This is a genomic window from Pseudomonas sp. RIT-PI-AD, from assembly GCF_025642785.1.
Classification (GTDB): Bacteria; Pseudomonadota; Gammaproteobacteria; order Pseudomonadales; family Pseudomonadaceae; genus Pseudomonas_T.
In genome coordinates this window covers 168,930-189,096 of record NZ_JANZKU010000007.1, presented here as the reverse complement: position 1 = coordinate 189,096, position 20,167 = coordinate 168,930, and the positions used below count along the sequence as shown (strand labels likewise).

18 protein-coding genes are annotated in these 20,167 nt (G+C 66.3%); 5 read left to right on the top strand and 13 right to left on the bottom strand.

Annotation, left to right across the window (positions count from 1 at the left end; genetic code table 11):
• Positions 1-48: 48 nt before the first annotated feature.
• Together OGL92_RS09060 and OGL92_RS09055 are read left to right on the top strand one after the other, a co-directional pair.
• Entirely contained in the window at positions 49-762 is a 714-nt protein-coding gene (locus OGL92_RS09060) for a response regulator transcription factor (RefSeq protein WP_263142926.1), read from the top strand.
• On the top strand, positions 759-2,114 hold the full coding sequence (locus tag OGL92_RS09055; RefSeq protein ID WP_263142924.1) for an ATP-binding protein: 1,356 nt from the start codon (positions 759-761) through the stop codon (positions 2,112-2,114). Before OGL92_RS09060 ends, OGL92_RS09055 begins: the two co-directional genes overlap by 4 nt.
• An 89-nt stretch (positions 2,115-2,203) precedes the next feature.
• Here the strand turns inward: OGL92_RS09055 and OGL92_RS09050 are convergent, their stop codons facing one another.
• The 10 genes from OGL92_RS09050 to OGL92_RS09005 all read right to left on the bottom strand — a co-directional run bounded on the left by OGL92_RS09050 (position 2,204) and on the right by OGL92_RS09005 (position 12,186).
• Positions 2,204-2,989: an enoyl-CoA hydratase-related protein gene (locus OGL92_RS09050; RefSeq protein WP_263142921.1), complete on the bottom strand. Its 786-nt coding sequence runs from the start codon at positions 2,987-2,989 to the stop codon at positions 2,204-2,206.
• Positions 2,990-3,025: 36 nt separating this feature from the next.
• A complete protein-coding gene (locus tag OGL92_RS09045; RefSeq protein WP_263142918.1) occupies positions 3,026-4,225 on the bottom strand; it encodes a CoA transferase in 1,200 nt (399 codons plus the stop codon).
• 111 nt (positions 4,226-4,336) lie between these two features.
• On the bottom strand, positions 4,337-5,605 hold the full coding sequence (locus OGL92_RS09040) for an OprD family porin (protein ID WP_263142915.1): 1,269 nt from the start codon (positions 5,603-5,605) through the stop codon (positions 4,337-4,339).
• Between the two features lie 118 nt (positions 5,606-5,723).
• Positions 5,724-7,109 carry a tripartite tricarboxylate transporter permease gene (locus OGL92_RS09035; protein WP_263142909.1) on the bottom strand — a complete coding sequence of 462 codons (1,386 nt, stop codon included), beginning with the start codon at positions 7,107-7,109 and terminating at the stop codon, positions 5,724-5,726.
• Positions 7,109-7,645, bottom strand: a complete 537-nt coding sequence (locus OGL92_RS09030; RefSeq protein ID WP_263142903.1) for a hypothetical protein — start codon at positions 7,643-7,645, stop codon at positions 7,109-7,111. The genes OGL92_RS09035 and OGL92_RS09030 overlap by 1 nt, the downstream gene beginning before the upstream one ends.
• Before the next feature lie 94 nt (positions 7,646-7,739).
• Positions 7,740-8,153, bottom strand: a complete 414-nt coding sequence (locus OGL92_RS09025; protein ID WP_263142902.1) for a hypothetical protein — start codon at positions 8,151-8,153, stop codon at positions 7,740-7,742.
• Positions 8,154-8,155: 2 nt separating this feature from the next.
• On the bottom strand, positions 8,156-8,611 hold the full coding sequence (locus OGL92_RS09020) for a MaoC family dehydratase N-terminal domain-containing protein (protein ID WP_263142900.1): 456 nt from the start codon (positions 8,609-8,611) through the stop codon (positions 8,156-8,158).
• A gap of 55 nt (positions 8,612-8,666) precedes the next feature.
• Positions 8,667-9,905 carry a CoA transferase gene (locus tag OGL92_RS09015; RefSeq protein ID WP_263142899.1) on the bottom strand — a complete coding sequence of 413 codons (1,239 nt, stop codon included), beginning with the start codon at positions 9,903-9,905 and terminating at the stop codon, positions 8,667-8,669.
• A gap of 53 nt (positions 9,906-9,958) precedes the next feature.
• Positions 9,959-10,867, bottom strand: coding sequence for a hydroxymethylglutaryl-CoA lyase (locus OGL92_RS09010; protein WP_263142898.1), 909 nt, complete (start codon positions 10,865-10,867; stop codon positions 9,959-9,961).
• Positions 10,868-10,869: 2 nt separating this feature from the next.
• Entirely contained in the window at positions 10,870-12,186 is a 1,317-nt protein-coding gene (locus tag OGL92_RS09005; RefSeq protein WP_263143000.1) for a hydroxymethylglutaryl-CoA reductase, degradative, read from the bottom strand.
• A gap of 92 nt (positions 12,187-12,278) precedes the next feature.
• Here OGL92_RS09005 and OGL92_RS09000 point away from each other — a divergent pair, with 92 nt between their 5' ends.
• The 3 genes from OGL92_RS09000 (at position 12,279) to OGL92_RS08990 (ending at position 15,919) form a co-directional block, all read left to right on the top strand.
• The gene (locus OGL92_RS09000) at positions 12,279-13,661 is read left to right on the top strand and encodes a PLP-dependent aminotransferase family protein (protein ID WP_263142897.1); all 1,383 of its coding nucleotides are present in this window, start codon (positions 12,279-12,281) and stop codon (positions 13,659-13,661) included.
• Positions 13,662-14,381: 720 nt separating this feature from the next.
• Entirely contained in the window at positions 14,382-15,395 is a 1,014-nt protein-coding gene (locus OGL92_RS08995; RefSeq protein WP_263142895.1) for an amidohydrolase, read from the top strand.
• A gap of 59 nt (positions 15,396-15,454) precedes the next feature.
• Positions 15,455-15,919 (top strand): DUF3859 domain-containing protein, encoded by a 465-nt coding sequence (locus tag OGL92_RS08990; RefSeq protein WP_263142894.1) that lies wholly within the window; start codon positions 15,455-15,457, stop codon positions 15,917-15,919.
• Between the two features lie 100 nt (positions 15,920-16,019).
• On the opposite strand, the gene fabB is transcribed toward OGL92_RS08990, so the two are convergent.
• The 3 genes from fabB to OGL92_RS08975 form a co-directional block, all read right to left on the bottom strand.
• On the bottom strand, positions 16,020-17,237 hold the full coding sequence (fabB, locus tag OGL92_RS08985; RefSeq protein ID WP_263142893.1) for a beta-ketoacyl-ACP synthase I: 1,218 nt from the start codon (positions 17,235-17,237) through the stop codon (positions 16,020-16,022).
• An 11-nt stretch (positions 17,238-17,248) separates the two neighbouring features.
• Positions 17,249-17,764: a 3-hydroxyacyl-[acyl-carrier-protein] dehydratase FabA gene (gene fabA, locus OGL92_RS08980; RefSeq protein ID WP_263142892.1), complete on the bottom strand. Its 516-nt coding sequence runs from the start codon at positions 17,762-17,764 to the stop codon at positions 17,249-17,251.
• 249 nt (positions 17,765-18,013) lie between these two features.
• Entirely contained in the window at positions 18,014-19,921 is a 1,908-nt protein-coding gene (locus tag OGL92_RS08975) for an ATP-binding protein (RefSeq protein ID WP_263142891.1), read from the bottom strand.
• Between the last annotated feature and the right edge of the window lie 246 nt (positions 19,922-20,167).

The window sequence follows — 20,167 nt, the reverse complement described above, 5'->3', positions numbered from 1 at the left end:
AATGGTTTTAGATGGTCGCTCCCCTGACCACTTCGCAGCGTGCCCCCGGTGATCCACCTATTGCTTGTGGACGATGACCTCGAAGTCCTCGCCCTCTTGAAGAAATTCCTCGAGCAACATGGCTATCGGGTCGATGTGGCCACCGACGGCCCGACGCTCTGGCAGGCCGTGGAGCGTCGCGTGCCGGACCTAGTCATCCTCGACGTCATGCTTCCCGGGGACAGTGGCCTGGTGCTCTGCCAGCAACTGCGCGCCCGGCACGCGGTGGCGGTGATCATGCTGACCGCCATGGGCGAACTGAGCGACCGGGTCGTGGGGCTGGAACTGGGCGCGGACGACTACCTGACGAAACCCTTCGACGCCCGGGAACTGCTCGCCAGGGTGCGCGCGGTGCTCAGGCGCACCGGCGAGATCCGCAGTGTCTCGAATGACCGGCCGCGGCCGATCCTGGAGTTCGCGGGCTGGCAACTGGACGTCACCCGGCGCGAACTGCGTTCGCCGGAAAAAGTCATGATCCCGCTGTCGGGCGGGGAATTCGAATTGCTGTTGGTGTTCGCCGAGCATCCGCGCCGGGTGCTCACGCGCCAGCAGTTGCTCGACATGGCCCATGGCGAGACCTACGACGCCTTCGATCGCAGCGTCGACGTCCAGGTCAGCCGCCTGCGGCGCAAGCTGGAGACGGACACCCGCGACGCGCCGATGATCCGCACCATCCGCAACGGGGGCTACCTGTTCACGCCCGACGTGTTGGTCAAGCGATGAGCCGGGTGCGCAGGGTGCTGGAGAGCCTTCATCGGCCCCGCGATACCGTGGCCGGTTGGATCGCGCTCACCACCATGGTGGCGATGGTGACCGCGCTGGCGCTGAACGGGCTGTTCGGCCTGCTGGCGGGCGTATGGGCGCGGCCGCCGCTGATGGAAACCGGGCTGATGGAAAGGCTCGCCACCATCACCCGAATCCTCGATTCGGCAGCGCCCGGGCAGCGCCCGGGGATCGCCAGGGCGGCCAGCGAACCGGCATTCACCACCGAATGGTTGCAGCACTACGAGGATGCGCGGATGCCGCGCCTGGACGATCCGGAGTTCAGCGTGGGTTCGGAGTTCCTGCGTCGTCAGTTGCGGAACCCCACCGCCCGGATCGAGGCCTACCAGCCCAGCGATTGGCCGCAGGAGGCGGACGGCAAGGGCTACGCGCTGCTGATCGGCTTGACCGACGGCTCCTGGGTGATGTTCTCGGTGGTCACCCGCAGCTGGGGGCTGGACGAGCTGCCGCGCAACCTGATCGTCATCGCACTGGTCGTGCTGTCGACGATCGTCGTCGCCCTGGTCGCGACCCGTCATCTGGCGAGCCCGCTGGAACGCTTCGCACAAGGCGCGCGGCGCTTCGGCACGGACTTCAGGGCGCCGCCGATCCCGGTGGAAGGCCCTCGGGAAATCCGCCAGGCGATCCTCGCGTTCAACGCTATGCAGGCGCAGTTGCAGCACTTCATCAACGACCGCACGCAGATGCTCGCAGCGATCTCCCACGACCTGCGCGCGCCCTTGACGCGCATGCGCCTGCGCGGCGAGTTCATCGACGACGCCGAGCAGCAATCCAAGCTGTTCCGGGACGTCGACGAGATGCAGGCGATGGTCAACGCTGCCCTGGAGTTCTTCCGCGACGATGCCCGGCTCGAACCGGCGACCGCGTTCGATCTCGCCGAGCTGTTGCACACCGTCATCGACGATTTCAAGGATTCGGGCACCGAGGTGCCGTTTTCCGGGCCCTGTCGCTTCGTCTACCTGGGGCGCCCCATAGGCATCAAGCGCATGCTGATCAACCTCGTGGAAAACGCCATCAAGTACGGACACGCGCCCAGCGTTCAGATGAAGACGGGCCCTGATCGGGTGGAAATTCGCGTGCTGGACCGCGGTCCGGGCATCGCGCCCGAGCACCACGAGGCGGTGTTCAAACCCTTCTTCCGCCTCGAGGGTTCCCGCAACAAGAACACCGGCGGCGTCGGCCTGGGCCTGTCCGCGGCCCGGGCAACGGTACTCGAACACGGAGGCGCCCTGACGCTGCGCAACCGAAAGCAGGGTGGCTTGGAAGTGCGGGTGGTGTTGCCCTTCGGTTGAGCGGTACGCCCTATCCGCGCCGCGAAGCGATTCGCCTGCGAGGCAGAATCGCCCGGTGTTCCGGAAGGTCCCTTATCCCGAGGGCGCTTTCATTTCCCGATGTATGTCGGCTTGGCCTTGTCGACGAACGCCTGGCGCGCGATCAGGTGGTCTTGGCTGGTGAAGCATTCGGCCTGCATGCGCGCTTCCGTTTCCAGCATGGTGGCGAAGGTGTTTTCCGCGGCCATGTGGATCATCCGCTTGGCGCACTGCAGCATGATCCTCGGCCCTTCGGCCAGGGATCTGGCGAGCTGGAAGGCTTCTTCGATCACGTCCTGGCGAGGCACCACCCGGCTGACGAAGCCCAGCCGGTGGGCTTCGCTCGCGTCGATCGGCTTGTCGACGAAGACGATTTCCTTGACCTTCTGGGCACCGAGCATCCGGGTGAGGTTGTAGATCAAGGCCAGATCCGGAACCAGCGCGATGTTGACGAAGGCCGAGCGGAAGCGCGCGTCCTCGCTGGCGATGACCAGGTCGCACAGCAGGGCCAGGGAGAACCCGCCGCCCGCCGCCACGCCGTTCACCGCGGCGATCACCGGTTTCTTCAGGTTGACCAGTTCCCGGGTGAACGCGTGGTACCCTTCCATGTGCCGCTGGGCGGTGTCGGCGGTGTGGGTCGTCCGCATCATCTCGGTTATGTCGCCGCCGGCGCAAAAGGCTCGCCCGGCGCCGGTGATGACGAGGGCACCGACCGTCTCGTCGGCGTCGGCGACACGCAGCAGGTGCCGCAGCTCCTGGATCATGACGTCATTCATGCAGTTGAGCTTTTCCGGGACATTCAGCGTCACCGTCAGGACACCGTCTTTCTGGACGCGGGCGATATGGGTGTAATTCATCGGTCTTCCTCTCGTCGCTCATGAAGGCCGGATGGCCTAAAGGATGCCCTGGTCCTTCAGCGCAGCCAGCCGCTCGCCGCTCAGGCCAACGAGTTCGCGATAGACCTTGTCGTTGTGCTGCCCCACGCGGGGCGCCAGCCCCTCGGAATTCGCCGGGGTCTCGCTGAACTTGATGGGCAGGGCGAAGCTGTCGAGGCTCCCCTCGGGGTAGGTGGTCGTGACGATCATTTCGCGGACTTTGACCTGCGGGTCCGCCAGGGCCTCGGCGATGTTCTTGATCGGCGCCAGCGGAACTTGGTCGGCCAGCGCCGCTTCCAGTTCGGCGGTGGTGCGGCTGGCGAACCAGCCCGCCAGCTTCGGCTTGACCCGCCTGGCGTAGACCTCCGGCAGATTGCGGGTGGCGAAGGCCCCTATCTCGGGGTCTCGCGCCAGCTCGGGCTCGCCGAAGTACGCGCAGACCTGGTGGAAGAACTTGTCGTTGAAGCCGCCGAAGAACACCTGGCCATCGCGGGTGGCGAAGCTTTCGAAGGGCCGCACGTTGGAGTCCTCGTCCCCCAGCGGCGCGCCGAGGATGCCGCCGGCGGTGTAGTTGGGCACGGCGTAGCCGGTCAACGCCAGGGTCGAGTCCAGTTGCGCCACGTCGACCATCTGCCCCTGGCCGGTGGCTTGCGCCACCCGGAGGGCGGCCAGGGTGCCGATGACCGCGTTGAGCCCGGCCGCCAGGTCGCTGATGATGGTGCCGACCCGCACCGCGGGACCGTCCTTGGGGCCGTTCAACGACCACAGGCCGCTCAGGGCCTGGGCGCAGCTGTCGTAGGCCGGGCGCTTCCTGTAGGGGCCGTCCTGGCCGTAGCCGCTGATGGCGGTGTAGACGAGCCGCGGGTTGAGGGTCTTCAGCGCCTGGTAGTGAAGGCCGAATTTCTCCATGACGCCCGGCCGGTAATTCTCGATCAGGATGTCGGCCTTCCTGACCATGTCCCGGAAAATGTCCTGCGCTTCGGGGCGGCCCAGGTCGAGGGTCACCGACAGCTTGTTGCGGTTGTACTGGGCGAAGGGGGCGCTCATCCCGTCGCTCCCCGGGCCGATGGTGGGGGTGTAGTCCCTGATGAAGTCCGGGTCGTTGGGGTTCTCGATCTTGATGACCGTGGCGCCCAGGTCAGCGAAATACAGCGTGCAGTAGGGGCCGGCGATGGCCCGGGTCAGGTCGAGCACCACCAGGTTGTCCAAAGGCTTCATGTCGGTTCCTCTTGAAAGCGGATCGGCGCGCCCGGGCGGCAGCGCCCGGGGACTTTCCCGGAGTGGACGTGGCGGCGGCATGCCTGCGCCGCCGGCCCCGTCTTCGGCCCCTCAAAGGATCGAGAGCGGATAGCTCAGGATCAGCCGGCTCTCGTCGAACTCGTTGCTGCTGAAGTCCCTGCGCAGGCTGGAGTTGCGCCACTTGAAGTTCAGCGCCTTGAAAGTGCCGCTCTGCACGACGTAGGCGAGTTCGGATTCCCGGCCCCATTCCTTGCCATCGGTCACGTCGCCCACGTGGGCGTGGTCGCCGCTGATGTAGCGGGTCATGAAGGTCAACCCCGGGATGCCCGCGGCGGCGAAGTTGTAGTCGTAGCGCACCTGCCAGGAGCGTTCGCGGGCGTTGTCGTAGCTGGAGTTGTAGCTGTCGTTGGCCAGGCTGGTGCCGGCGGTGCCGTTGATCCGCATCCAGCCGGTGTCGCCCATCATGCGTTGCAGGCCCAGGGAGAGGGTATGGCCGCCGGTGGCGGCCGACAGCATCACCGAGGTGGCGCGGTTGTCCATGTCGCCGGCCAGGGCGCCGCCGTTTTCCTTGCCCACGAAGTAGCCGAGGTTGGCCACCAGCAGCCAGTCCCCTAGCGGCTGGTTGTGGACGAGGTTGTAGTACTGCTGCTGGTAGACGTCTTCGAGTTCGGAGTACCAGGCGCTGGCCTGGGTCCGCTTGTCGTTGAACAGGTATTCGGCACCGGCGAAGTTGAAGCGGTCTGAAGTCGCGGTGGGGCGCCCGCTCATGAACAGGTCTTCCATGCTCGCGTCGTTCCGCGGGCTGTTGCCGCGGAACTGGCCGCCATAGAAGATGAAGCCGTCGATCTCCTGGGAGGTCAGTTGGGCACCGCGGAAGGTCTGCGTCAGGGAGCGGCCGTCGTCCGAGCGCAGCACCGGCAGCATGGGCGCCCATTCGCCGACCTTCAGTTCGGTGCGGGAAAACTTGGCCTTCAGCGCGACCCCCAGTCGCCCGAAGTCGTCCGCCGGCCGGCCGTCGTCGTGCACCGGCAACAACTGGGTGTTCGCGGTGCCCTTGCCGCCGTCGAGCTTCACCGAATAGAGCCCCAGCAGATCCACGCCGAACCCGAGGGCCCCGGCGGTGTAGCCGGAGCGCGCGTCGAGGATGAAATTCTGGGTCCATTCCTCCGCCTTGCCCTGGGGGTAGGCGGGATCGACGAAGTTGCGGTTGATGTAGAAATTGCGCAGGGTCAGCGCGGCCTTGGCATCGTCGATGAAATCCTGCGCCCAGGTGTTCCCGGCGCTGAAGGCGAGGCAGGTGACGCAGAGTTTGGAGCCCAGGTTGGCGCGGGCGGGTGTGGCGTTGAAAAGGACGTTCATTCTTATTATTCCTTTTTTGCAGGCAGCCGCCGTCCACGCGGGTCGGGCGACCCATCGCGGAATCGGCGTTCGGATGAAAAGTGTCGAGGTTGGAAGGAGCGGGGCGCCCGCTCGAGCGTCAGGCGCCGGTCAGTGCGACGATCGCCGGCACGGTCAGCACGGCGGTGTAGTAGCCCATGAACTGCACCCCCATGTTGAAACCGATCAAGCGTGCCAGGAAGCCGCCCAGCAAACCGATGGTGAGGATCACCATCACCCCCAGCAGGCCGCCCTCCCAGATGCCGATCACCATGACCAGGCCGATGAAGGTCGCGATCACCGACTCGTGGCTGACCTTGCGCGCCACGAACGAGGCCGCTCGGTGGGCGAAGTTCATGGTGAACGGGTAGGCCACCAGGATCGCGATGATCACCGAAAGCATGCCGTAGCCGAGGAACTCATAGGTGCCGAGCAGGTTGTGCAGGTTGTTGATCTGGCCGGTGGCGTTGTCGACGAAGAAGCGCGGCGGCGCGTTGAACAGCGGCGCGGCCGGGCCGGCGGCCACCGGGCTCAGGGGCAGGCCGAAGGCGATCAGCGGGATCAGGGTCTCGGCGATGTAGGTGGACTCGGTCACCCCGTTACGCGCGGTGATGACGGTGGTCAGGCGGTCATAGGCCTGCTTGATCCGCGAGCCGATGATTTCCCCCATGACCACGGTCATCGCCACCGGGCTGAACACGAAGGTGGCGCTCGACACGCTGGCCGCCACGGCGGTCATGCGGGTCTGCTTCGGGGTGATCACCTTGAACGGGTTGGGGAAGTAGCCGCTCCAGCCCTTCACGTCCGGTGCCAGGGAGAACAGGCGGTACTCGTCGCGCCGCATCCGCTCGCGCTCGGCTGGCGCCAGCAGCGCGAACAGCGAGGCGATCAGGGGCGCCACGGCGATGCCGAGGAAGTAGCTCACCGCCAGCTTCACGCCGTACTTGGCGGTCAGCGTCTGCAGGGCCACGATCACCAGCACGAAGGGCACCAGGGCCAGCACCGCGGCCCAGCGACCGGCCGAGAAGTAGGCGATGGTCAGGGCCGCGCAAAGGAACACCCAGGGCGCGAACTCCTTGATTAGGTCGCCGAACGGCGCCAGCAGCACGGCGAACAGGACCGAGAACGGCACGGCGATCACCGCCGCCACGGCGGCGCCGGAAATCATCTTGCGCAGGGCGATGTGCGGCACGCCCAGCCGGCGCAGGTAATTGGCGTCCGCCAGCAGCGCGGTGGCGGCGGTGTCGCCCGGTATCCCCAGTAGTGCCGTCGGCACGGCATGGGTCATGTGCTTGGACACGGCGCCGGCCAGGAAGAACGTCAACACGCCGGCAGGCGGGGCGCCCAGCAGCACCACCAGCATGGTCAGGGGGGCGAGGGTGGTGGTTTCGTCGGTACCGGACACCAGCCCGATGGCCGCGAACACCACCGCGCCGAGCAGGCCCAGGGCGAAGGCCATGAGAATTTCATAGAGCAAGCCTTCCATCACGGACGCCCCCCGACCAGGCCGGCGCCGAGCGGAACCTGGCGCTCGGCCGCGGCCTCCGCGGCGCGTGCGCTTTCCTCGCGGGTCTGGGCCTCGCGGAACAGTTCATAGAGACCCAGTTCGTGCAGCTCGTCGATCACGTGGGGGGTGACCTCTTCGAGGCGCCCCAGGCTGCCGTATTCCTTCAGCAACTCGGCCACCACTTGCTCGCGGAACGCGGGGTCGACCACCTGTTCGAGCACTTCGCGCTTGGGCTTGAACAGCCGTGCGCTGATCACGCCGCCGGCCAGGCAGCCGAGGATGCCGACCAGCATGGAATAGGCCTTGGCCATCTGCACCGAGTCCACCAGGTTGTGCAGCGACACGTGGGCGATGCCGAAGGTCCCGAGGCTGACGGCGCCGCCAATGAGGATGGACAGCATCAGGTCGCGTCCCGCCACCGTGTCGCCCCAGACTTCGTAGAGGTTCAGCGGGGCGCCTGCCGTCGCTGGAACGGGGATCGGCGTCCCGTATGGCTTTGCGAGAGGTTGATTCATGGTGTCCTCCGGCCCGTCGGGCCTTTTTGTTGTTATCGAGGAATGCGCCATCCGGTGGACGGCGTTTTTTCGGCTGAGCGACCGCGGGCGATCCTCAGCGCGGCGCGGCTCGCCTGAGCGTGGCCTGGCCGAGGGTGGTGGCCTGGCCGTGCGCGTTGAGCAACTGCAATTTCAGGGTGATCCGGTCGCCTTCGACGGCGCTGACTTCGCCGCCGGCCACCAGCTCGTCGCCGACATAGGCCGCGCGCCGGTTGCTGTAGCTGAACGCCAGCAACTCGTCGGCCTCGTCCATCCAGTCGTAGACCAGTTGGGTCAACCAGTCGCCCTGCAGCGGGCCGTCCACCAGCAACCCGGGGTGGCCTTCCTGCTGCTGCGTGTACGGCAGGTCGTAATGGATCCGATGGGGGTTCCAGATGGCCGCGTTGTAGAGGAACAACTGCACCGTGCCCGCGCTGTAATGCCGCTCCGGCAGGCGTTGGCCGACCTCCGGGAAATGGGTTTCGAGCATGCTTACCTCGCGATCCGGATCAGGCGTTCGGTGACCAGGGGTTCGCCCGTCTCGCTTTCGAAACGGTTTTCGAACACCAGAAAAATCAACGGGCCTTCCGCGCCCTGTTTCTCGTAGATATCCGCCAGGGTCTGGCGCAGCATCAGGACATCGCCGGCGAAAATCCGCCGGTGCACCTCGTACTCGCTGCCGCCGGCCATGATGCGTTTGAGCGGCAGCTCGGGGAGCAAGGCGCTGTCCGGCTGGCGCCCGTCTTCCAGCAGCTGCTCCAGGGGCAGTATCGGCATCAGCACGCTGAACAGGAACAGCAGCGGGGCTTCGTCGCCCTCGAGGTAGCGGGCCTGGCGCTGGCCGGTCGCGACCGCGTACTTGCGCAGGTCGCTGCGGGTCACCTCGAAGCGCAGTGGCGGCAACGAGGTGCCGATCCGGCTCTTGATCGACGGGCTGAGCAGGCTCATGAGCGGTCCACCCTGTGACCGGGCACGCCCTCGAATCGGGGGGCTGAAAAGATCATCAGATCACCCCCAGCCGGACCAGTTCGTCGTACTCCGCCTGCTCCAGCCCCAGCCATTCGCGGTAGATCCGCTGGTTGTGCTGGCCCACGCCGGGTGCGCTGGCACCTCGCTCGAGGGTGCCGCCGGAAAGCTTCACCGGGTTGCCGAAGACTTCGAACGGGGTGCCCTGGTAGTCCACCGAGACCACCATGTCGCGCTCGCGCAGATGCGGATCGGCGACCACCTCGTCCATGGTCTTGATCGGCGACAAGGGGAAGCGGTCCCCGGTCATGGCCTCCAGCTCGGCCTTGGTGTAGGCGGCGCACCAGCGCTCGACCGTGGGCTTGACCTTGCGCAGGTAGGTGTCCTGTTCGAAGCGCTTGGCCATGGTGTCGACGTCCGGGTCGGTGGCCATGTCCGGGTCGCCGAAGGCGATGCAGGCCTCGCGCCAGAACTTGTCGGTGTAGGCGCCGAAGAACACGAAGCCGTCCTTGCAGGCGTAGCGTCCGTAGGGTTTCACGAAGGGGTGGCCATTGCCCTCGGGCTTCACCACCGTCCCGGTCTCGGTGTAGGTGACCAGGGCGTTCTCGGTCAGCGAGACGATGGCGTCCTGCTGCGAGATGTCCACCAGCTGGCCGATGCCGCTGCTTTCCGCTTCGCGTAGGGCGCCCAGCGTGCCGATGGCCGCATAGAGCGCGGCGGCGAGGTCGCCGAGCACGGTCCCCACGCGCATCGGTTCCTCCACCGTGCCGTTCATCGACCAGAGGCCGCCGCTCGCCTGGGCACTGCTGTCGAACGCCGGGCGCGACGCATTGGGCCCGTGCTGGCCGAAGCCGCTGATGGCGGTGAACACCAGGGCCGGGTTGACCTGCTTCAGCACCGCGTAGCCGAGGCCGAGCTTGTCCATGACGCCGGGGCGGAAGTTCTCGATGACGATGTCCGCCTTGCGCACCATTTCGAGAAAGGTCGCCTTGCCTTCGGGCTGCTTCAGGTCGAGGCTCACTGCCATCTTGTTGCGGTTGTACTGGGCGAAAAAACCACTGCGCGGTTGTTCCGGGTCGCGGCTCATGGGCGGGAATTCGCGGGTCAGGTCGGGATCCCGGGGATGCTCGATCTTGATCACCGTCGCGCCCATGTCGGCCAGCAGCATGGCGCAGTAGGGGCCCGCCACCACGCGGGTGAGGTCGAGAATGGTCACGCCCTTGAGCGGCCCCAGGGTCTTGCCGAGCGTCGCGAGTGTTTCTGCGAGAGGAGTCATAGGTTCTCCGTTGTTGTTATAGGCGCAGCTTTTATACGCGCAACCGGTGGGTTTCAGGCAGCTTCGAGGCCCGCCCTGGCGATCATGGCCCGGGCGACCCGCGAGCCGGTGCTACGCTGGAGCGCTTCGTCGACGAAGGCCCCGGCCTCGATCAGCGACGGCAGGTCGACCCCGGTCGCCAAGCCCAGTCCATCGAACAGGTACACCAGCTCCTCGGTCGCGACGTTGCCGGTGGCGCCCGGCGAATACGGGCAGCCGCCGAGGCCGGAGACCGAGCTGTCGAACACGCGCACGCCGGCGTCCAGCGCGGCCTGCACATTGGCGACCGCCATGCCGTAGGTATCGTGGAAATGCCCGGCCAGGGCGGCGACCGGCACCTCGTGGGCGCAGGCCTCGACCAGCGCGCGGGTGCGCGCCGGCGTGCCGCGGCCGAGGGTGTCGCCCAGGCTCACCTCATAACAGCCCATGTCGTGGAGCGCGCGGGTGACGCGGACCACGTCCGCCACCGGCACGTCGCCGGTGAACGGGCAGCCCAGCACGCAAGATACGTAGCCGCGCACCTTCACACCGGCCTCGCGGGCCGTGGCGAGCACCGGCAGGAAACGTTCCAGGCTCTCGGCGATGGAGCAGTTGATGTTGCGTTGGGAAAACGCTTCCGACGCCGCGGCGAATACCGCCACCTCCTGGCAGCCGGACGCCAGCGCCCGCTCCAGCCCCGCGAGGTTCGGCACCAACGCGGTGTAGGTGACGCCGGGCCGTCGCCCAAGCCGGCGAACGACGTCATCGGAGCCGGCCATCTGCGGCACCCAGCGTGGCGAGACGAACGCCCCCACCTCGAGGGTGCGCAGCCCCGCCCGGACCAGCCGCTCGACCAGTTCCACGCGGGTGTCGACGGCCAGGCTGCGTGGCTCGTTCTGCAAACCGTCCCGCGCGCCGACTTCCACCAACCTGACGGCGTCCATCGTCACTGCCCGCGCTTTTCGCGCAACAGGGTTTCGGCGCGGTCGGCGCGCACGTCCTTGGTTTCCACCATGCGCTTGACCAGCCAATCCACCTCTTCGCCCCGGGCGCCCGCCGACAGCGCGATGTTGCGCGCGTGCAGCGCCATGTGGCCGCGCTGGATGCCTTCGGTCGCCAGGGCCCGCAGGGCGCCGAGGTTCTGCGCGAGTCCGACGGCCACGGCGATTTCCGCCAGTTCCTGGGCGGTCTTCACCCCCAGGATGCGCAGCGACAGTTGCGCCAGCGGGTGTGTCTTGGTGGCGCCGCCCACCAGGCCGAGCGGCATGGGCATTTCCAGGGTGCCCACCAGGTGGCCCTCGCTGTCCTTTTCCCAGGTGGTCAGGGAGCCGTAGTGTCCGCTGCGGCAGGCGTAGGCATGGGCGCCGGCTTCCACCGCGCGCCAGTCGTTGCCGGTGGCGACCACCAGCGGGTCGATGCCGTTCATGATGCCCTTGTTATGGGTTGCCGCGCGGTAAGGGTCGATGGCGGCGAAGGTGTAGGCGTCGATCACCCCTTCGATGACCTGCGCGCCGCTGTACTCGGCGGTGTCCAGGTGTTCCGGGGCGATCCGCAGTTGGGCGCGGGCCAGGCGCAGGTCGGCCAGGTTGGAAAGGATGCGCAGGCGCACCTTGCCGCCGGTGAGGCGCTCCATCAGGGGGGCGACCGTCTCGGCCATGGTGTTCACCGTATTGGCACCCATGGCGTCGCGCACGTCGACGATCAGGTGCGCCACCAGCATCGGGCCGCGTGGGCTGTCGGCGAAGGTGTGCACCTCGACGTCGCGGCACCCGCCGCCGAGCTTGTTCAGTACCTGGTCCTTGCTGTTGGCCAGGGCGATGATTTCGTCCTTGGCGCGCAGCAGGCTCAGGCGTGCGTTGAAGGGGTCGCTCACCCCGACGATCTGCACCTGGGCGCGCATCAGCGGTTCGCTGCTGGAGGTCAGGAAACCGCCGGCGGGGCGGGTCAGCTTGGCCATGAACGAGGCGGCGGCGACGACCGACGGCTCTTCCACCACCAACGGGATCAGCACGTCGCGGCCATTGATGCGGAAGTTGCTGGCGATGGCGTAGGGCAGCTCGAACCTGCCGATGACGTTTTCGATCATCCCGTCGGCCACTTCCAGCGACAGCGCGCCGGCGTCCCGCAACAGCGCAACGTCCTCGGCGCCCAGGCCCAGGAGTTGCTGGAGGTGTTCGAGACGCTGGGCGGGCGCCAGGCTGCGGAAGTTGGGCAAGCGAGAATCGACAGGCATGGGGCGCTCCTTAGAAGAGTCATTTGTTATTGGCTGGTGACAAATTGCCGCATCTGTATCCTTTAAAGAAGGTACAGTTTTGCCGGACAGCTACCCCTCATGTACCCATCGCGGATTTCGATATGGCTCGCCAGACACTCGCGCAGCAGGTTGCCGCTGCCATCGCCCAGCAGATAACCGACGGTGCCCTCAAGGCCGGCGACAAGTTGCCTTCGCTGCGCGAATACATCCGCCTGCACGGCCACTCGAAAAACACCGTGATCACCGCGTACGAGAGCCTGGCGGCGAAAGGCTTGGTGGAGGCACGGCACGGGCAAGGCTTTTTCGTCATCAAGCACATCGCCACGCCGGTCGAGGACGAGGAAAGCCAGCCCTACAACCGGGCGCTGGACACCATCTGGATGATGCGCCAGCAGTTCGTCCGCGACCCCGGGCATTCCCACCTGGGCGAGGGCTTCCCGCCGGTGGAGTGGCTGATGGACATGCGCCTGGACAAGTTTCACCGGCAGGTGGTGCGTGCCGGCGTGACCACGTTGTTCCGCTACGGCACGCGCTTCGGCAATCCGGGTTTGCGCACCCGACTGATCCAGAAGCTCGCCGACTACAGCATTCCGCTGTCGCCGCGCCAATTGGTCACCACCCTGGGCGCCAACCACGGCATGGACCTGATCATCCGGCGCTACGTAGCGCCGGGCGACCCGGTACTGGTCGAAGACCCCGGCTACTATCCGCTGTTCGGCAAGCTCCAGTTACAGGGCGCGCACATGCTCGGCGTACCCCGCGAGCCGGATGGTCCCGACCTGGAGGTGCTGGAGCGGTTGGTCAGGGCGCACAGGCCGAAGCTGTTCTTTCTCCAATCCATCGGCCACAACCCGACCGGCTCCGACCTCTCGCCGGCCAAGGCCCATCAACTGCTGCGGATTGCCGAAACCTACGACCTGTTGCTGGTGGAGAACGACGCCATGGCGGACTTCAAGCCCAGTTCCTCGATCAAGCTCAGCGCCCTGGACCAGTTGCAGCGAACCCTCTACGTGGGCAGCTTCTCCAAATCCATTTCCGCCGCCCTGCGCGTCGGTTTCATCGCCGGCAGCAAGCAGCGGATCGAGGAGCTGGCCGACATCAAGATGGTGCTGCACAACAGCGGCGCCGAGTACAGCGAGCGCACCGTCGAGGTGATCCTCGGCGAAGGGCATTTTCTGCGGCATCTCTCGCGCCTCCAGGACCGTCTCCGCCACGCCACCGCCGAGGGGCTGAAGCTGCTCGACGAACTGGGCGCGGAGGTGTTCTGCCGGCCGGAGCAAAGCCTCTACCTGTGGGCGCGCTTCCCAGGCATCGACGACGCCAACCTGCTCACCCGCCAGTGCCTGGCGCGGGGCGTCATGCTCGCCCCGGGGGCGATTTTCTCCACGCAGCCGAAGCACGCCGCGCCCTGGACGCGGCTCAACGTGGCGTACCTGAGCGACCCGCTGTTCAGCCAGAGCATCCGGGAGATCACCCAGGGCTGAGGCCGTCACCGCCTTGGCGAGGGCTTGCCTGGGAGTGTTGCGCTGCTATCCGCTCCGGCAGTGCTTCTTCGTGGCCCGCGAAGGCGGGGCCGACCCTACAAGCGACCGGGTCGCCCTTCGGCGCCCTCAGGGCGTTGGGATCGAGGTTGCGCAGGACTGTACTGCGCGTCCGACCCGGTCTGGCGGCGATGTCCATTGGCGAAGGAAGTGATGAGTGGCCCGCGAGTCTTCGGCGCTGGGCACGACATCCACCAGGTACGTAGACCGTTTCGCGTCGGATGCGAGCACCGAGTGGCGATCGCCGGTGGTGGCTCCCGCAGGGTATGCATTCGGCCATCACCTTGGCCGAGGCTTGCGTGCGAATGACCGGCGGGGGCGGGTTGGATCGGACTTCGCTTACAGTGAAACAGCCCGTGAGCACCGCCGGGGTGGATTCCATGGCGTCCTTCAAGCTGCTGAAGCGCGGGGTGCGGCACGCGAAGGGCGGTGTGGTGAGGTGTTATCGGTGATCGGTCGAGGCCGCCTATGCGCGGCGACAACCGAATCCGGGCGGTTCGCCGGTCGATTTCAGGGCCCGCGCTGCTTTCGCCAACAGAATCCGGAGCGCCGCCAGTGGCGACTTATCGGATGGACGACGATCCATAGGCCTGGAACGCCAACGACATTCACTGAACCCGGTTTCTTCCCCCAGGGTCTATCCAAGCCTTGATCCCGAGGAGTATGTCCTTGATCCGTTTAAGTTTTGCCCTGTTGGCGCTCGCTGCCTGCTGCGTCGAGGCGCGCGAATACCGCTACAGCGACGCGCACCTGCACTACGTCGATTTTTTCCAGGAAACCGACGGCATGGCCGGATTGCTGAAGGCCATGGATGCCAACCGCATCGAACACGCGATGATTTCCGGGATACCGGTGGCGAAGACCTGGCACGAGGACGAACCTAAGCGCCCGCGGTACTACGCCGGCGACGACGCCGATGCCTATTGGTACAGCGCCACCGATACCCTGGTCGCGGCCGCGTTGAAGAAGTTGCCGCCGACCCAGCGCCAGCGCTTCCATCCGTTCCTCTCGGGTTTCAACCCGAGCGACAAGAACGCCGACGCGCTGATCCGCAACATGCTGGAGCTGGATCCCGGCCTCTGGCAGGGCATCGGCGAGGTGTTCACCCGCCACGACGACCTCACCGCGCTGATCCATGGTGACACCCCGCGCGCCAATAACGAGGCGATGATGCGGGTCTATCACTTGGCCGCCGAATTCGACCTGCCGGTGATGCTGCACTCGAACATCACCTCGAAACGGGAAAAGAACCCGCTGTATCTGGAGGAGATCGAGGAGCCGCTGCGCAATCATCCCCATGTGCGCTTCATCTGGGCCCACGCGGGCAGCAGCATGGAGCTCCACCGCCACCAGGAGCGCCTGGATTTTCTCCTGCCGACCCTGGAACGCCTGCTCGGCGATTATCCGAACCTCTATGTCGACCTCTCCTGGTCGGTGCTCGACCCCTACCTGCTGGATGAAAGGGGTCGTCCCGATCCGCAGTGGCTGGCGTTGGTGGCGCGTTATCCCGAACGCTTCATGCTCGGTTCGGACGTGGTCGGCCGTTTCGACAGCCTGGGCGAGCTGATGCGGGGCTTCGACCCCTTCCTCGATGCGCTGCCGGAAAAGGTCGCGCGGCGAGTGGCGCGGGACAACTTCCTCGACGTGTTGCCGAAGAAGGTGCAGAAGGCGCCCTGATTGTCATCAGGCGGTCATCCGGGTTGCCTAGCCTCGCGCTTTTAGCCGAGGAGTGCGCGATGAGTCTTTCCCGTTGGAGCCTGTTCCTGGCCTGTGGGCTGGCCTCCAGCCTGTGTCTGGCGGAGGTGAGCATCGAGGGAGCGCCGGAGGTCGGTGTCTTCGTCAGTCAGTACACGCATTTCCAGCCCGGCGAGCGGGTGCTGACCCGGGAGAACCAACCGATCGAGCCGACCCGGAGCATTCCTGCCACCCTCGGCACCAAGTTCGGCATGCGCTACCGGCTAGTCGGCAAGCGGACCGGGGACACTCCCTTGACCCTGCTGTACCTGACGCCAGGGGTGATCGGCGCGGATGGTCAGCGCCACGACAAGTTCGAGGTCACCCAGGCCTTGGTGGTGGAGGCGCCGAGCGACGTGATGGCGTTCGAGTTCACCGAACCCTACGAAATGGTCAAGGGGGAGTGGCGTTTCCTGGTGTTCCAGGGCGATCGCTTGCTCGCCGAGCAGCATTTCGACGTCCGCTGACACCGGATCGTCGGGCTGCGGCCGCAGGATGCGAGGGGGAGGGCGGCGAGATTGAGAGGGGAGTGCCGTGCCTTCCTCGCGGAAGACACGGCGAGGGGCATCAGCCCTGCCAGCGTTTCAGCACCAGGGTGGCGTTGGTGCCGCCGAAGCCGAAGCTGTTACTCATCACCCGGTCGAGGGTGACGTTCTCGCGGGTTTCGCGGAGGATCGGCAGGTCGGCGACTTCCGGGTCCAGCTCATCGATATTGGCCGAGGCCGCGATGAACTTGCCCTCCATCATCAGCATGCAGTAGATCGCCTCGTGCACGCCGGCCGCGCCCAGGGAATGGCCGGACAGGCTCTTGGTCGAGCTGATCAGCGGCGCCTTGTCGGCGAACACTTCGCGCACGCCCCGAATCTCGGCGACGTCGCCGACCGGCGTCGAGGTGCCATGGGTGTTCAGGTAGTCGATCGGGCCGTCGACGGTGGCCAGTGCCTGCTGCATGCAGCGGACCGCGCCTTCGCCGCTCGGGGCGACCATGTCGTAGCCGTCGGAAGTGGCGCCGTAACCGATGATCTCGGCATAGATTTTCGCGCCGCGAGCCAGGGCATGTTCCAGCCCTTCGACCACCACCATGCCGCCGCCGCCGGCGATGACGAAGCCGTCGCGCTTGGCGTCATAGGCCCGGGAGGCTTTTCCCGGGGTGTCGTTGTACTGGGTCGAGAGGGCGCCCATGGCGTCGAACAGGCAGCTCTGGCTCCAGTGTTCTTCCTCGCCGCCGCCGGCGAACACCACGTCCTGCTTGCCGAGTTGGATCTGCTCCATCGCCTGGCCGATGCAGTGGGCACTGGTGGCGCAGGCCGAGGAGATCGAATAGTTCACGCCCTTGATCTGGAACGGCGTGGCGAGGCAGGCGGAGACGGTACTGCCCATGGTGCGGGTGACGCGGTATGGGCCGATGCGCTTGACGCCTTTTTCCCGCAGGGTGTCGATGGCTTCCATCTGGTTGATGGTCGAGGCGCCGCCGGAACCGGCAATCAGGCCGGTACGCGGGTTGGACACCTGGTCCGCGCTCAAGCCGGAGTCCGCGATGGCCTGCTGCATGGCGAGGTACGCGTAGGCCGCGGCGTCGCCCATGAAACGGAACAACTTGCGATCGATCAGCTCTTCCGGATTCAGCTCGACCGAACCGGAGACCTGGCTGCGCAGGCCCATCTCGGCATAGGACGGGTTGTAGCGAATGCCCGCACGGCCAGCGCGCAGGTTGGCGGAGACGGTGTCTTTATCATTGCCCAGGCAGGAGACGATGCCCAGACCGGTGATCACGACGCGACGCATGCGGAAATCCTTCAAAAACTGTCGGTAGAAGTGAACAGGCCGACGCGCAAGCCTTCGGCACTGTAGATCTCGCGACCATCGACGCTGACGGTGCCATCGGCGATGCCGAGGATCAGCGAGCGGTTGATGGTGCGTTTGATATGAATGTTATAGGTGATCTTCTTGGCGGTCGGCAGGACCTGGCCGAAGAACTTGACCTCGCCCGAGCCGAGGGCGCGGCCGCGACCGGGGTTGCCCTGCCAGCCGAGGTAAAAACCGACCAGTTGCCACATGGCGTCGAGGCCGAGGCAGCCGGGCATGACCGGGTCGCCCTCGAAGTGGCAGGCGAAGAACCAGAGATCGGGATGGATATCGAGCTCGGCGACGATTTCGCCTTTGCCGTACTTGCCGCCGCTTTCGCCGATGTGGGCGATGCGATCGATCATCAGCATGTTCGGCGCGGGCAGTTGCGCATTACCGGGACCGAACAGTTCGCCGCGGCTACAGCGCAGCAGGTCTTCCCGGGAATAGGCGTTTTGTTTGGTCATGCGAGCTCCTCAATGGTCCCTGTGTGGCAGGGGCGGCGGACCCGACGGCGCGCGCCGTCGGGTCCGCATCTGCCGCAGCCTAGTCATAGACTGTTGCGTTGTAGTGAAAGTCACAGCGCTCTGAGCACAGGTGTACACAACAACTTCAGCGAGCGTATTGTCGCGGATCATGCCGACGTTCGGCGTTCGGCGTTCGGCGTTCGGTATTTGGCGCGCACTGTAACACTCTTGCCCGGGCCGCCAAGCGGGTCATTCCGCGGGCCGGGGCAGCCAGAGCGCCAGGACGCGTTGCAGGTCTGCTCGTTTGAACGGCTTGGCCAGGTAATCGTTCATCCCGGCCGCCAGGCAGGCCTCGCGGTCGCCCCTGCCGGCATTCGCGGTGAGGGCGATGATCGGCAGCTCCTCGCCCACTAACTGGCGGATTCGCCGGGTCGCGGCGTAGCCGTCGAGCAGCGGCAGGCGGCAGTCCATCAGCACCGCCGCATAGCGGTGCTGTTGCACGCTGCTCACCGCCTGCATGCCGTCCCCCGCCAGGCTCACCCGGTAGCCGAGGCTGCGCAACATGGCTTCGATCACCGTCTGGCTGATCGGGTTGTCTTCCACCAGCAGGACCTGGCGGTTTTCTCCGGCCTCGGTGTCCCAGCGCCGGACGTCGGCGTGGGCCGACGCGTCCAGGCGGAACGGCAGGGGGATTTCCAGGATGAAGGTGGAGCCCTGGCCTTCCTCGCTGTGCGCCCGCAGGGTGCCCCCCATGCGCTCGGCCAGGGTCCGGGCGATCGGCAGGCCCAGGCCGGTTCCCCCATAGCGCCGGGAAATCGAGGTGTCGGCCTGCTGGAAGGCGTCGAACATGTATTCGAGGCGCTCCCGGGAGATGCCGATTCCGCTGTCCTGCACAGCGCAGGTGAACAGCAGGGTCTCGGTGTCCAGGGGCATCCAGCGGATTTCGATCCGCACGGCGCCGGCTTCGGTGAACTTCAAGGCGTTGCCGACCAGGTTGACCAGAATCTGGCGTATCCGCGCCGGGTCGCCTTTCGCCTGGATGCCTTCCAGGCCCGGCTGGATGTCCAGGTTCAGCTCCAGGCCCTGCTCCTGGGCGCTCTGCTGGAACACCTGGACCGATTCGTGGACCAGTTCCAGCAGGTCGAACCGCAGGTGTTCCAGGGGCAGCACGCCGCGTTCGAGGCGGGAAAAGTCGAGCAGGTCGTTGAGCACCTTGAGCAGGTGTTCGGTGGATTCGGTGGCCAGGTTGGCGTATTCGGTCTGCTCCGGGTCGAGGCGGGTGGTTTCCAGCAGTTGCAGCATGCCCAGCACGCCGTTCATCGGGGTGCGCAGCTCGTGACTCATCATGGCGAGGAAGTCGGACTTGGCGCGGTTCGCCTGCTCGGCGTCCTCCCGTGCGCGGATCAGTTCGTCGATGGTCCGGCCCTGCTCGGAACTCGCCCGCTGCAGGGCCGCCGCGAGATCGTTGATATGCCGGGCCAGCTCGCCGAGCTCGCTGTCGTCCAGCACTGGAACGCTGGTGCGATAGTCGCCGGCCCGGATCGCCTCGACGGCGCGGCCCATGGCGGCGATCGGTCGGGACAGGCGTGTCGCCAGTTGCCGCGCCAGGAAAAACGTCAGCAACAGCGCGAACAGGGCGAGGAGGATCGCCTTGGTCAGGATGGCCTGCTGGCGGCTGTTGAAGGCGTCGTTGGACATGCCCACCAGCACCCGGCCGAGGTAGTCGTCTATCAGGTGATGGCTCGCCTGCCTGACGGGGGCTGGCGGCTGGTTTTCCTGAGGGGCTCGTTGCAGGCGGATCGCCGCATGGAACACATCGGTCGACGAATCGGCAAGAGCGGCTTCCGGGCTGCGCTGGACGTGGGCGAGCACCTTGTCGCGCCGGTCGCGCACCTCCAGGAAGCGGACGTGCGGGGTATCGAGGGTCGCCCGCAACAGGCCTTCCAGCAACGGCAGGTTGTCGGAAAGCACCGCGAATTCGCTGGCCGGCGCCAGCTGGTCGGCGATCAATTGCCCGGTCTGGTCGAGTTCCTGGCGCAACTCCTGCAGCCGGGTGAACGTCAGGAACCCGGTCAACAACAGCGTCAGCAGCAAGGCCGGCCCCAGGGCGATCAACTGGGTGCGGGCGTGGATGTTCCAGTCTCGCCGAAGACTCATGGGGTAGCCGTGCCCGGCCGACGGGCCGGGGGACGCCGAAGACCAGGCTCCCGCAGTGGGCTCGACGAGGCCCCGGGTGCGCTCACCCGGACCGGGAAGGGGGTGAATGGCATGGGAAAACGTGACGGCAAGGGGGATCACTTCTTGACGGATGTTTCAGGAATGTTAACCGAGCGGACCGGCTTTGCCAGTGCCCGACGCGTCTCGGCCGACTGTTCGGCCGCCCGCGCCTCCGTATAATGCGGC

Coding starts and splice junctions, on each gene's coding strand:
- OGL92_RS09055 (WP_263142924.1), top strand. CDS start 759: ATGAGCCGGGTGCGCAGGGTGCTGGAGAGCCTTCATCGGCCCCGCGAT.
- OGL92_RS09050 (WP_263142921.1), bottom strand. CDS start 2,989: ATGAATTACACCCATATCGCCCGCGTCCAGAAAGACGGTGTCCTGACG.
- OGL92_RS09045 (WP_263142918.1), bottom strand. CDS start 4,225: ATGAAGCCTTTGGACAACCTGGTGGTGCTCGACCTGACCCGGGCCATC.
- OGL92_RS09040 (WP_263142915.1), bottom strand. CDS start 5,605: ATGAACGTCCTTTTCAACGCCACACCCGCCCGCGCCAACCTGGGCTCC.
- OGL92_RS09035 (WP_263142909.1), bottom strand. CDS start 7,109: ATGGAAGGCTTGCTCTATGAAATTCTCATGGCCTTCGCCCTGGGCCTG.
- OGL92_RS09030 (WP_263142903.1), bottom strand. CDS start 7,645: ATGAATCAACCTCTCGCAAAGCCATACGGGACGCCGATCCCCGTTCCA.
- OGL92_RS09025 (WP_263142902.1), bottom strand. CDS start 8,153: ATGCTCGAAACCCATTTCCCGGAGGTCGGCCAACGCCTGCCGGAGCGG.
- OGL92_RS09020 (WP_263142900.1), bottom strand. CDS start 8,611: ATGAGCCTGCTCAGCCCGTCGATCAAGAGCCGGATCGGCACCTCGTTG.
- OGL92_RS09015 (WP_263142899.1), bottom strand. CDS start 9,905: ATGACTCCTCTCGCAGAAACACTCGCGACGCTCGGCAAGACCCTGGGG.
- OGL92_RS09010 (WP_263142898.1), bottom strand. CDS start 10,867: ATGGACGCCGTCAGGTTGGTGGAAGTCGGCGCGCGGGACGGTTTGCAG.
- OGL92_RS09000 (WP_263142897.1), top strand. CDS start 12,279: ATGGCTCGCCAGACACTCGCGCAGCAGGTTGCCGCTGCCATCGCCCAG.
- OGL92_RS08995 (WP_263142895.1), top strand. CDS start 14,382: ATGTCCTTGATCCGTTTAAGTTTTGCCCTGTTGGCGCTCGCTGCCTGC.
- OGL92_RS08990 (WP_263142894.1), top strand. CDS start 15,455: ATGAGTCTTTCCCGTTGGAGCCTGTTCCTGGCCTGTGGGCTGGCCTCC.
- fabB (WP_263142893.1), bottom strand. CDS start 17,237: ATGCGTCGCGTCGTGATCACCGGTCTGGGCATCGTCTCCTGCCTGGGC.
- fabA (WP_263142892.1), bottom strand. CDS start 17,764: ATGACCAAACAAAACGCCTATTCCCGGGAAGACCTGCTGCGCTGTAGC.
- OGL92_RS08975 (WP_263142891.1), bottom strand. CDS start 19,921: ATGAGTCTTCGGCGAGACTGGAACATCCACGCCCGCACCCAGTTGATC.